We start from the raw sequence: 12,120 nt of genomic DNA on the forward strand, positions 1-12,120 counted from the left end.
AGAATTACTTAAAGCGAAGATTCTTCATATAGGACTCGAAATTACGACGAACTTCCTGGACTGAATCGCCACCAAACTTTTCAAGTACAGCTTCCGCCAAAACAAGTGCCGCCATTGCTTCTGCAACTACACCCGCAGCTGGTACAGCGCATACATCAGAACGCTGATTAATTGCCTTTGCTGCTTCACCAGTCTTTACATCAATTGTGTCGAGCGCTTTAGGAACCGTAGAAATTGGTTTCATGGCAACTGAGACTCGCAAGATCTCTCCGTTGGACATGCCGCCCTCTGTTCCGCCTGCACGATCTGTACGGCGATGAATTGCCCCATCAGTTCCACGTTCAATTTCATCGTGGGCAACTGATCCACGGCGTGTGGCTGTTCGGAAACCGTCACCAATTTCAACGCCCTTAATCGCTTGAATTCCCATCATTGCAGCCGCTAATCGCGCATCTAATCTGCGATCCCAATGAACGTGTGAGCCAAGTCCAGGCGGCAAGTTATAGGCAAGTACTTCGCATACTCCGCCGAGTGTGTCTCCATCGGAGTGAGCGGATTCAATTTCAGTAATCATGAGTGCACTTGTTGCAGGATCTGAACAACGAACAGGATCTTCATCAATGCGATTCATGTCTGTTGCATCTGGAAGCTCGTAATTTTCAGGGATGCGAACCGAACCGATAGAGACAACGTGGCTCAAAATTGTGATGCCAATAGCCTGCTCGAGGAAATTACGTGCGATTGCACCGAGTGCAACGCGAGCGGCTGTTTCACGAGCACTTGCACGCTCAAGGATTGGTCGCGCATCATCAAAATCGTACTTCTGCATACCTACAAGATCAGCGTGACCAGGACGCGGACGAGATAGCGGTGCATTGCGAGCAAGATTTTCAATCTGATCTGCAGGAACTGGATCTGCAGACATGACCTTCTCCCACTTTGGCCATTCACTGTTTCCAACCTGAACAGAGATTGGTCCGCCTTGTGTGGTGCCTAGACGCACGCCGCCAAGAATGGTGACTTTATCTGCTTCGAAATTCTGTCGAGCGCCACGTCCCACACCGAGTCGGCGGCGGGCTAAGTGGAAATCGATATCTTCTGTTGTGATCGCAACATGAGCCGGCATACCCTCGATGATTGCCGAGAGAGCTTGGCCATGTGATTCACCTGCTGTAATCCAACGCATGAGCCTATTCTTGCAGATATCGAGTGATTCTCGCTCACCTTTAGAAGTTGCCCCATGGGGCAAGGATCAAAGCGGCACCACAGAGTGAAGGAGCAAAGGCAATTTCGCCAGACATTGAACGATTTCGAATCAGATGCACTACAACCAGGAACGAAGAAGCCAGCAAGAGCGCTAGGAAATAATCAGATAATCGACTAGTCGGAACTACGAGATTGAGAAGAATCATCAGAAGTTTGGAGTCTCCGTAGCCACAGCCGGATATCCAAGTAAATATGAAGATCAGGCATGTAGTCAGAGCCACGATTCTGAGATCGAGATTGAACCCTTTTTCGAAGATAGAGGCGATCACAAGAAAGAGAAGTGCTGAATTTGGTATGCGATGGGTTCGAATATCAAAGGCTGCGATGAATACAAGTATTGACGAGACAAGCACCTAGTCAAGATAACGAGGTTATTTAGCGTTTGGATCCCGCTTGTGAATTACCGCGACGCCCTGCGCAAAAGAGGACGAATGTGTTCGGCAAGAGCCGTGCGATCCAATGGCTTACCTAGAACAATCTCAAGTTGATCAATACCCTGATACAACAAAAGTTCTAATCCGTTGAGGACGTTTCCACCACAATCACTCCATCGTTGCGCTAGTTCAGTCGGCCAAGGCTTGTAAATAACATCGAAAAGTGTTGCCGAAATTCCAGGTTGCACTGGATTGGCAAGAAGATCTGCGGCTCCCGCTGGAGTCGTATTTACAACCAAGTCGTAATTGCCGAATTCAACATCGAGGTTCCATCTGTGATATTCGAACTTTGTCTGGATGACTGCCGATTCGAGAGCTTCTTGTCGCACGCTCGAGCGCCCAAGCACGTGAAGATTCTTAGTGATGGAATCAAGGGCGCCGGCAACTGCCCGTGCAGTTCCACCTGCGCCTAGAATGAGAACAGATTCGAATTCCCTGAGTCCTGCATGAGCAAGAGCAGCAACGAGCCCACTTCCATCGGTACTGGTGAGTGACCACGTGTTATCGCGATTGATTAAGGTATTTCCGGATTGAATTCTGCGAGTTAACTCATCCACTTCGACATCTAGGGCGAGAACCTCTTCTTTAAGAGGCATGGTCAGAGATAAGTAATCGAACTCAGAGCCACGTGTTTGTACAAACTCTTGCAAAGTGCCGGACGTAACTTCAATTGCAGAGTAAGTGCCTTCTAGACCGAGGAACTCAAAAGCAGCTTTGTGCAAAACGGGAGATAAAGAGTGGGAGATCGGAGACCCTAATACTGCGCCTTTCATTTCTTCTCACTCCTAAATTTTCCTGCTCGTAAATTCTTCTTGTACTCGACCTTCCAGTCATTGAACTGGTTGATATCGCTGGTGAATCTGGTATCAAATGGCGCGACAGTGATGAAATATAACCAATCACCAGGCGTTGGGTTCAATGCGGCGCGCAGGGCATCCGCTCCCGGATTATTAATCGGTCCAGGAGGCAATCCGTATTTACGATATGTGTTGTACGGTGAATTGAGCAAGGTTGATTGGGTGCTAAGGAAAATGCTCCCTCGTGTTTTCTTCACGTAATGAACAGTCGAATCAAACTGAAGCGGCATACCTTTGACGAGTCTGTTGCGGATCACCTGAGATATCTTGGCAAAATCCTCAGTATTTCCTTCTGCCTGAACTAGCGACGCAATGATCAGAAATTGTTGTGGCGTGAATTTCTCCCTTGATGAGAAGAACCCGGCCGCATTCATTTCCTTTGCAGCCCTATTGATCATGCTCTGCAAAGCCACATTTGCTGAAGTATCAGTAGCGAAACTGTATTGGGCAGGAAAGAGAAGTCCTTCGATTGTCGAGAATCCAGATGGTTTAACAACCTTACTTAACGCGCTAGATACATCTGACTTTGAAAAGTTCGCAGCGTAGAACTGAGGGAGAATCTCAGATAACCATGCACCTTCAAAAATATTGATAAGCCCGGTGATGCGTGATGAATCTAGAAGTTGATTGAGAGCTTCGCCCGCGCAGAGATTCAGATCGATTTCATGGTTACCAGGTGCGACTTTCTGGGAGCGAGGATCACCGACTGCAACCCGGAAATATGACTCGGGAGATTTCACAACTCCGGCATTAAAAAGGGATTGAGCTATTTCGGATCCTGACTCACCTGCTGCAATGTTTATATTCGCTCTAGTTTGCGATGGAGAGCCACAAGGGAAATCAGGCGCCGAAGTTCCAGGAACTCGAAGAATGTGGAGAGAAAACGTCACAACGCCAACAAGTCCGAGAGATACAAGAGCTCGAAAGACAGGTGAATTACTCCAGAGTTTCACTCAGCAGCCCTTGTTCCAAAATCGCGACGGCGGCCATTGCGTCAATAAGTGATTTTGAATCCCGCATCGATACCCCGGCTTCCTTCAACTTCCTCTGTGCGCTCACTGTTGAAAGTCTCTCGTCAACTAGTTGAATTGGAAGGCTTGTGATCGATTGAACCTGCTCAACAAATGCTTCGACTTTGACAGCACTCTCCCCCGTATTTCCGGACATGTTCAGAGGCTTGCCAATAAAGATTCGAATTGGTTCATGTTCAGAAAGAAGAGATGAAATCTCGGTTACGAAGTTCTTCGACTTCGTATCAAGAACGCAGAGCGGTGAAGCGAGAATTCCATCGGGATCACAGAGCGCTACACCAGTGCGGACATCTCCATAATCGAAGGCGATACGTCGGCCTCGCATATGCGTTACTTACCGGATATGGAATCGGCGATAGCGAGAAGAGCTGCTTGTGACTTTGATGCATCTGTTCCGCCACCTTGGGCGAAATCATCCTTACCGCCGCCTCCACCGCCAAGAATGGTTGAGCCAATCTTTACGAGTGCGCCTGCCTTAAGCCCTGTTGCCTTTGCTGCATCACTTACAGCAACCACGAGAACAGGCTTTCCATCGTTGGCACTGATAAGTGCAACAGCAGATTGTGGAGCGCGAGCTTTGAGGTCAAGAGCGATTTTGCGCAGGTCATCGCCAGTAATTCCGTCTGGCAGAACCGCAGTGACAGTAGTTGTCCCATTGAGTACTTGAGCCGAATCTGCAAGGGCTCCAATCTGACCCATCGCCTGCGCAGAACGAACTGCAGCAAGTTCCTTCTCAATATCTTTAATCTTATTAAGTAGATCAGAGATGCGTTCAGGAAGTTCTTCGGTTCGCGCGCCCTTGATGATCTCGGTAAGTGAATTCAAAAGTACATGTTCGCGAGCCAAGAACTTATAAGCATCGACACCAACAAGAGCTTCAACGCGACGAACACCAGCGCCAACTGATGATTCGCTGAGCAACTTCACTACGCCAAGTTGGCCTGAACGTTCGACGTGAGTTCCGCCGCAGAGTTCGCGAGCCCAATCGCCTACGCTGACAACACGAACCTGGTCTCCGTACTTTTCGCCGAAGAGCGCCATCGCGCCGATCTTCTTTGCTGCATCTTGAGTCATCGTTTCGGCGGTAACTGCCAGGTTATCGAGCAAGAGTGTGTTGACGCGAGATTCAACTTCGTTGAGAACTGAATCTGGAACCGCACCTGTCGATGGGAAGTCGAAACGGAAACGGCCTGGTGAGTTTTCCGAACCTGCCTGAGTTGCAGTTTCTCCAAGGATTTCGCGGAAAGCTTTATGGACCATGTGCGTTGCGGTGTGAGCACGCGAAATTGCATGGCGACGTTCCATATCAATTGCAGCAAGTGCCTGCGAACCAGTTGTTACCTCTCCCGAGATAACGCGGCCGCGGTGAACAGAAAGTCCATTAACAGGTGTCTGAACATCTTCGATTTCAACAACTGCGCCATTTGAAAGAGTAATTCGACCACCATCGGCAAGTTGTCCGCCACCTTCTGCATAGAACGGTGTGCGATCTAGAACAATTTCAACATCTTGACCTGAATTAGCTGAAGCCACGCTCAGGCCATCCACCAAAATTCCATTGATTACTGATTCAGTTTCATTATGTGTGTAACCCACAAATGATGAGGCGCCCTTTGAATCTGCGATCTTCTTGTATTCGGAGAGATCTGTATGGCCGCTCTTCTTCGCTTTGGCATCGGCCTTTGCACGATCGCGCTGTTCGTTCATGAGACGACGGAAGCCATCTTCATCAACTTCGAGGCCTTCTTCGCGAGCCATCTCGAGCGTGAGATCAAATGGGAAACCATAGGTATCGTGCAGTTTGAAGACTTCTTCTCCTGGAAGAATATTCTTCTTAGTTGATTTCAATTGGGTTGAAGCCATATCGAAGATCTGTGTTCCGGCCTTGAGCGTTTGAAGGAATGATTCTTCTTCAGCCACAGAGACAGCGAGAATGCGCTTCTGATCTGCAATGAGTTCTGGGTATTGAGGTCCCATTGCACCAATTGCTGCAACAGTGAGCTCGGACATAATCGGATCGTTGACGCCCATTAAACGCATATTTCGAATGGTGCGGCGCATCATGCGACGAAGCACATAGCCACGACCTTCATTGCCTGGAGTAACTCCATCGCCAATCAACATCGCTGATGTTCGTGCATGGTCTGCAACTACGCGCAGTGAGACATCCGTGTTCTGAGACTTTCCATAATTTACGCCAGCAAGTGCGGATGCCTTCTTGAGAATCTGCATCGTTGTATCGATTTCATAGATATTTTCAACGCCTTGCAATAACGCTGCAGTACGTTCTAGACCTAAACCAGTATCAATACTCTTTGCAGGTAGTTCACCGAGGATTGGGTAACCATCTTTACCGCCACCTGCACCGCGTTCATTCTGCATGAAGACGAGGTTCCAGACTTCCATGTAACGGTTTTCGTCAGCAATGGGACCGCCTTCGACTCCGTATTCAGGTCCGCGATCGTAGTAAATTTCAGAGCAAGGTCCGCAAGGTCCTGGAACGCCCATCGACCAGAAGTTATCTGCCATATCGCGACGTTGAATACGTTCGCGTGGGATACCGATCTTCTTATGCCAGATATCAGCTGCTTCATCATCGTCAAGATAAACAGTTACCCAGAGGCGTTCTTCAGGGAATCCATATCCGCCATCTGCGACAGGACGAGTGAGAAGTTCCCAAGCAAGTGAGATTGCGCCCTCTTTGAAGTAGTCGCCGAATGAGAAGTTTCCGCACATCTGGAAGAAGGATGCGTGACGTGTTGTCTTTCCTACTTCATCGATATCAAGGGTTCGGACGCACTTTTGAACTGAAGTTGCGCGCTTATATGGAGGCGTAACTTCTCCGAGGAAGAATGGCTTAAATGGAACCATTCCTGCATTAACAAGAAGAAGGTTTGGGTCATCAGCGATGAGAGATGCTGAAGGAACGACAGTGTGAGTTAAACCTTGACGGTTTTCGGATTCAAAGAAGCGCAGCCAGCGCGAACGGATCTCGGCGGAGTCCACTAGTCAGATTTTTTCTTCGACTTGCGGCCCTTGCTGAGAGTTGCAGCGCCAAGGAGCGCTCCAGCAACTCGTCCAGTAGGACTTTCCATAAAACCGGTCGTTGCGCCGGTCACCTTTGATGTCACTTCTTCCACGTTCTTAGTGATCTTTGCAAAACTTTCGAGAGGGCCATTGATGAGTTCGAGCGTGCGGGTTGATTCAGAGAGAAGCGGAGTTGTGTCATCGGTAAATGCTTTAAGGGAGGTCTTCGCCTCGTCGATGAACTTGCTTACTCGAAATACTGTGTAGGCAATCGCAACCGCAATCACGAAAAGAGATGCCGCTGCAATTATCGTTGCAATTCCGCCTGGACCCATGTTATTAGCCTACCTGACTTACTCCTTTGGAGGAGTCCAATCGATGGCAGCTTCCTTTCGTTGCGCAGGAGTAATTGGAGTTGGTGCACCAGTAAGAGGGTCGCCACCGCTTGCAGTCTTAGGGAATGCAATTACCTCACGGATTGAATCAGATCCGGTCAGAAGTGCACATACGCGATCTAGACCAAGTGCAATTCCACCATGTGGAGGTGGACCATAATTGAATGCTTCGAGTAAGAATCCAAACTTGCTCTGCGCTTCTTCATCAGAAAGTCCGATGACAGTAAATACATCTTTCTGAATATTGCGATCGTGAATACGAATTGAGCCGCCGCCGAGTTCGGTACCGTTAAGAACGATGTCATATGCGTAAGCAAGTGCAGTTGCAGGGTCAGATTTAAATGTCGATGCGAATTCAGGTTTTGGACCCGTAAATGGATGGTGAACTGCTGTCCATCCCCCGTTATCAGTCGGCTCGAACATTGGCGCATCAACTACCCAGACGAATTCCCAGGCTCCTTGATTGATCAAGTTGCAGCGCTTTCCTATTTCAAGACGTGCTGCACCGAGAAGCTGTTGAGAAGATGATCGATCACCAGCGGCGAAGAAGATTGCGTCTCCTGGCTTTGCACCAACGAGTGCTGCAATTCCTGCTTGTTCTTCTTCAGAAATATTCTTTGAAACAGGGCCACCGAGAGTGCCATCAGCGTTGACGAGAATGTATGCGATTCCCTTTGCACCTCGTGCTTTTGCCCAATCCTGCCAAGCATCCAGTTCGCGACGTGGTGAATCAGCTCCGCCAGGCATAACAACTGCACCAACATATGGAGCTTGGAATACGCGGAAAGGAGTGGACTTAAAGAATTCAGTAACTTCTGTTAATTCGTATCCGAAGCGAAGGTCAGGTTTATCTGAACCGTACTTATCCATCGCATCCGCATAGGTCATATGTTTGATCGGAGTTGGAATGTCGTAACCGACAGCTTCCTTCCAGACTTTGACCAAAATCTTTTCTGCAACAGCCAAGATATCTGCCTGATCGATAAAAGACATTTCTATATCAAGCTGAGTGAATTCAGGTTGGCGATCAGCGCGGAAATCTTCGTCGCGGAAACAGCGAGCGATCTGGTAATAACGTTCCATGCCAGCAACCATCAAGAGTTGTTTAAAGAGCTGTGGCGACTGTGGAAGTGCGTACCAGCTGCCTGGCTGCAAACGCACAGGAACTAGGAAATCGCGCGCACCTTCAGGAGTCGAACGAGTCAGGTAAGGAGTTTCGATCTCAAGAAATTCTAGATTTTCCATGACATTACGGATAGCCGATGTGACCTTAGAGCGAAGACGCAAATTGGCAGCTGGTCCTTCGCGGCGAAGATCGAGATAGCGATAACGAAGACGGACTTCTTCAGAGATATCAACTTCACTACCGGAATCAACTGGGAATGGAAGAGGTGCGGATTCGCTCAGGACTACAACGTCATCGCCCATAACTTCGATTGCACCGGTAGGAATATTTGAGTTTTCATTTCCCGCAGGGCGCAGCGCAACTTCACCAGAAATTTGAAGACACCATTCAGCGCGGAGTTGTCCGGCCATCTTCTCGTCGCGAATAACTACTTGAACAGAACCAGTTGCATCGCGGAGATCGATAAAGGCAACTCCCCCGTGGTCACGTCGACGTGCGACCCAACCAGCAAGGGTTACGGTCTGGCCTGCGTGGGAAGCGCGAAGTGCTCCTGCATCCTGATTTCTTAACATTGTGAAAAGCCGCCTTTAATTGAGGGTGGATTACAACGAGAGAGCTCGCTGCAATTCCTCCTGTAATTGGTCAATCTTAACGGAGGTTGTTACTCCATCAGACATTCTCTTGAGTTCAACAGCGCCCTCTTTAAGTTCAGATTCGCCCAGAACGATGACAAATCTTGCTCCCGACTTATCGGCAGCCTTCATTGCGCCCTTAAGAGCTCGATCTCCAAAGGCAATCTCAGTTTGAATTCCAACGCCTCGTAATTGTGACGCCATGACCAGGGTCTGCTCTTTTGCACCTTCGCCGAGAGGAATGATGAAGAGATCAGATGTGAACTCTTGGGATGGGACGGTTGATTCTGCAATGGCTGCTAACAGCGCACGATCTACTCCGAGACCAAACCCGATTCCGGAAAGTGATTGCCCACCGAGAGTTTCCATGAGGCCGTCGTAGCGACCACCACCACCGATGCCGCTTTGCGCACCGAGATCAGGATGTACGAATTCAAATGTTGTACCGGTGTAATAATCCAGTCCACGAACCATCCGTGGATTGATAACAAACGCGATACCCATTGCAGTGAGGTATTTCTGTACGGCGGCAAAGTTGGCCGCAGATTCGGGCGACAAATAATCAAGAAGCAACGGGGCATTTGCCATCGCAGCTTGCATATCAGGACGCTTATCATCGAAGAGACGTAACGGATTGATTTGTGCACGAGCCGCTGTGGCTTCATCGAGATCGAGTGTTGAAATATATGAGAGTAAATCCACGCGATGAGCTGCGCGCGATTGCGCATCTCCAAGGGATGTAATCTCGAGGCGATAATTCTTTAGCCCTAAATTCTTAAAGCCGCGATCAGCAATGGCAATTACTTCTGCATCGAGTGCAGCATCCTCTGTACCAATTGCTTCGATGCCCACTTGATAGAACTGTCGATAACGACCAGCCTGTGGTCGTTCTGCACGAAAGAATTGTCCGGAGTACCAAACCTTGACGGGAAGCTGGCCGCGATCAAGATTCTGTTCAATGACTGCACGCATGACACCGGCAGTTCCTTCGGGACGCAAAGTAATTGAGCGACCACCTCGATCTTCAAATGTATACATCTCCTTAGAGACAACGTCTGTAGATTCTCCAACTCCGCGACTAAAGAGATTGGTATCTTCAAAGACTGGAAGTTCCATCAATTGATAACCAGCGTTCTTCGCAGGCGCGATCAACTGCTCGCGAACCCATTCGAAAGACTGGGATTCAGGAGGCAGATATTCGCGGACCCCTTTGGGCGCTTGGATTTTCTCGAACTTCATGAGGTCAATTCTTTCAGATAAGGGTTGTTTTTTCGCTCGAATTTAATTGTGGTTTCAGGTCCATGTCCTGTCAGGACCCGTAAATCATCAGAAAGTGGCAACACTTTGGACTTAAGGGTCTGCGTCATATCTTTTGCGCTGCCTGTTGGTAGGTCTGTGCGTCCTATCGAGCCAGCAAAGAGAACATCTCCGCTAATCAAAATCTCGTCGTTGATGGTGAACATCAATGAACCTCGTGTATGACCAGGTGCATGGATTGCAGTGATATTCATATCGAGTAACTGCACAGTGGAACCATTCTTTAGTTCTTGCACTTTCTTAGGTTCAGTGAAATTCATGCCTTGCAGTTGAGAAATAAATTGCTCGCCATGTATTCCAGCAGGATCTGCAATAAATCTGCGGTCTTCTGAGTGGATATATGCAGGGATGTCATAGCCATCGGCGAGCGGAGTGATTGAGAAGGTGTGATCAAGATGGCCGTGAGTTAAGAGAGCAGCCACAGGCTTGAGCTTATGTTCTTCGATAATCATCTCGATCTCGTGGGAGATGTCGGGCATACCGGGGTCAACGATGATGCACTCTGAGCCTTCTGAAGGGGCGATAACCCAGCAATTGGTCGCAAACATGGGTGCCGGAAATGAACGGACAAGCATCTATATGACCCAATTTCTAGCGTGGATTTACGACCGCGGCAAGCACAGGGTACCTTTGACCACGTAAACACTCGCACATATCAACGAAGGTCGCGTTCACAATGAACTCAACCGACGCGCTGAAGGGGAAAAAGCCATGACCGATATCAATCCAACTGCTCTAGCTCAAACACACTCCACACCAAGTGCTGCATCTGCACTGGTCGGAGACCCTTCACGATTTGGTCGCGTTGCCGAAGATGGCACTGTTTTTGTCCGAACCAACGATGGCGAAAAGCCTGTTGGTTCATACCCAGGTAAGACTGCCGAAGAAGCGCTCGCTTACTTCGTCCGTAAATTTGAAGCGCTTGCTTCTGAGGTTGCACTCACCGCAGCGCGCATCACAAGTGGTGCAATGGTTCCGCAAGATGCATACGAAGCAGTCAAGAAGCTCCGCCAGCAGGTTCGCGAACTCAATGGCGTTGGCGATCTCGACGCACTTGCTGCATCCGTTGAGCAGATTGAGCCACTTATCGAAGGTCATCGCGAGGCATATGAGGCAAAGAAGGCTGCCGAGTCGGTTGCTAAGGCCGCTCGTCGCGAACAGATTTTGGTTGAGAAAGAGAAGATTGTTGCTGAAGCTGAATCACTCGCTCTCTCAGAGAATTGGAAGGTCACTGGTGATCGCCTTAAGGCGCTCCTCGATGAGTGGAAGGCTGCTCCTCGTCTGGATAAGAAGGCAGATGCTGATTTCTGGAAGCGATTCTCAGCTTCACGCAATAAGTTCGATAAGCGTCGCCGCACTCACTTCGCTGCGTTAGAAGCAACTGCTGGCAAAGTTTCAGAGGCAAAGACAGCAATCATCGCCGAGGCTGAAAAACTTGCAACATCAACTGATTGGGTAGCAACTGCTCGACGTTTCAAGGTTTTGATGGATCAGTGGAAGGCAGCAGGTCGCGGTAAGAAGGGCGACGATGCAAAGATGTGGGCTCGCTTTAAAGGAGCTCAAGATCAATTCTTCACTGCAAAGAATGCAGATCTCGAAAAGCGCGAAGTCTCAATGGCTGCAAACCTCATTAAGCGCGAAGAGCTCATCGTTCAGATCGAAGCGCTTGTTCCGTTCACTGATGTGAAGCAGGCAAAGAGCGCGCTCCGCGAACTCATGAATTCTTGGACAAAGATTGGCATCACCAATCGCGATAAGCGCGCAGCTCTCGATGCTCGCGTCTCTAAGGTTGAGGATGCAATCAAGGAAGCTGAAGCTGAAATCTGGCGTAAGACAGATCCAACAGCGAAGGCTCGTGCAGCTGAAGTTGTTAAGCAGCTATCTGACTCTATTGAAAGCTACGAGAAGGCTGCTGCTAAGGCAAAGGCTGCAGGCAATGAGAAGAAGGCTAAGGAAGCCGCTGAATCTGCTGAAGCTCGTAAATCTTGGCTTGCAGAAGCCCAGAAGCACCTCGCTGAATTTAACTAATCGTTAA

General features: G+C 49.0%; 11 protein-coding genes. 1 reads left to right on the top strand and 10 read right to left on the bottom strand.

All coding sequences use genetic code 11. From position 1 onward, the window contains the following. Window positions 1-4 precede the first annotated feature (4 nt). Genes aroC through AC8GFK_RS03770 form a run of 10 tightly spaced genes read right to left on the bottom strand, consistent with a single transcriptional unit; the run spans window position 5 to window position 10,633 of the window. The gene (aroC, locus tag AC8GFK_RS03725; protein WP_506624716.1) at window positions 5-1,186 is read right to left on the bottom strand and encodes a chorismate synthase; all 1,182 of its coding nucleotides are present in this window, start codon (window positions 1,184-1,186) and stop codon (window positions 5-7) included. 40 nt (window positions 1,187-1,226) lie between these two features. Then, window positions 1,227-1,619 (bottom strand): prepilin peptidase, encoded by a 393-nt coding sequence (locus AC8GFK_RS03730; protein WP_506624717.1) that lies wholly within the window; start codon window positions 1,617-1,619, stop codon window positions 1,227-1,229. Window positions 1,620-1,666: 47 nt separating this feature from the next. Beyond that, window positions 1,667-2,473, bottom strand: coding sequence for a shikimate dehydrogenase family protein (locus AC8GFK_RS03735; protein WP_506624718.1), 807 nt, complete (start codon window positions 2,471-2,473; stop codon window positions 1,667-1,669). Then, window positions 2,470-3,510, bottom strand: coding sequence for an endolytic transglycosylase MltG (gene mltG / locus AC8GFK_RS03740; protein ID WP_506624719.1), 1,041 nt, complete (start codon window positions 3,508-3,510; stop codon window positions 2,470-2,472). The genes AC8GFK_RS03735 and mltG overlap by 4 nt, the downstream gene beginning before the upstream one ends. Further along, entirely contained in the window at window positions 3,494-3,913 is a 420-nt protein-coding gene (gene ruvX, locus AC8GFK_RS03745) for a Holliday junction resolvase RuvX (protein ID WP_506624720.1), read from the bottom strand. Before ruvX ends, mltG begins: the two co-directional genes overlap by 17 nt. A 5-nt stretch (window positions 3,914-3,918) precedes the next feature. Continuing rightward, window positions 3,919-6,594: an alanine--tRNA ligase gene (gene alaS, locus AC8GFK_RS03750; RefSeq protein ID WP_506624721.1), complete on the bottom strand. Its 2,676-nt coding sequence runs from the start codon at window positions 6,592-6,594 to the stop codon at window positions 3,919-3,921. Beyond that, the gene (locus tag AC8GFK_RS03755; RefSeq protein WP_095673580.1) at window positions 6,594-6,950 is read right to left on the bottom strand and encodes a DUF948 domain-containing protein; all 357 of its coding nucleotides are present in this window, start codon (window positions 6,948-6,950) and stop codon (window positions 6,594-6,596) included. The genes alaS and AC8GFK_RS03755 overlap by 1 nt, the downstream gene beginning before the upstream one ends. A gap of 18 nt (window positions 6,951-6,968) precedes the next feature. Continuing rightward, entirely contained in the window at window positions 6,969-8,708 is a 1,740-nt protein-coding gene (gene aspS, locus AC8GFK_RS03760) for an aspartate--tRNA ligase (RefSeq protein WP_506624722.1), read from the bottom strand. A gap of 30 nt (window positions 8,709-8,738) precedes the next feature. Beyond that, complete coding sequence (gene hisS, locus AC8GFK_RS03765) at window positions 8,739-10,007, bottom strand: histidine--tRNA ligase (RefSeq protein WP_506624723.1); 1,269 nt, start codon at window positions 10,005-10,007, stop codon at window positions 8,739-8,741. Next, window positions 10,004-10,633, bottom strand: coding sequence for an MBL fold metallo-hydrolase (locus AC8GFK_RS03770; protein ID WP_506624724.1), 630 nt, complete (start codon window positions 10,631-10,633; stop codon window positions 10,004-10,006). The genes hisS and AC8GFK_RS03770 overlap by 4 nt, the downstream gene beginning before the upstream one ends. Before the next feature lie 163 nt (window positions 10,634-10,796). Between AC8GFK_RS03770 and AC8GFK_RS03775 the strand changes: the two genes are divergently transcribed. Further along, window positions 10,797-12,113 (top strand): DUF349 domain-containing protein, encoded by a 1,317-nt coding sequence (locus AC8GFK_RS03775; RefSeq protein ID WP_506624725.1) that lies wholly within the window; start codon window positions 10,797-10,799, stop codon window positions 12,111-12,113. Window positions 12,114-12,120: the final 7 nt, after the last annotated feature.

It is taken from the genome of Planktophila turicensis (SeqCode) (assembly GCF_965234405.1).
GTDB lineage: Bacteria > Actinomycetota > Actinomycetes > Nanopelagicales > Nanopelagicaceae > Planktophila > Planktophila turicensis.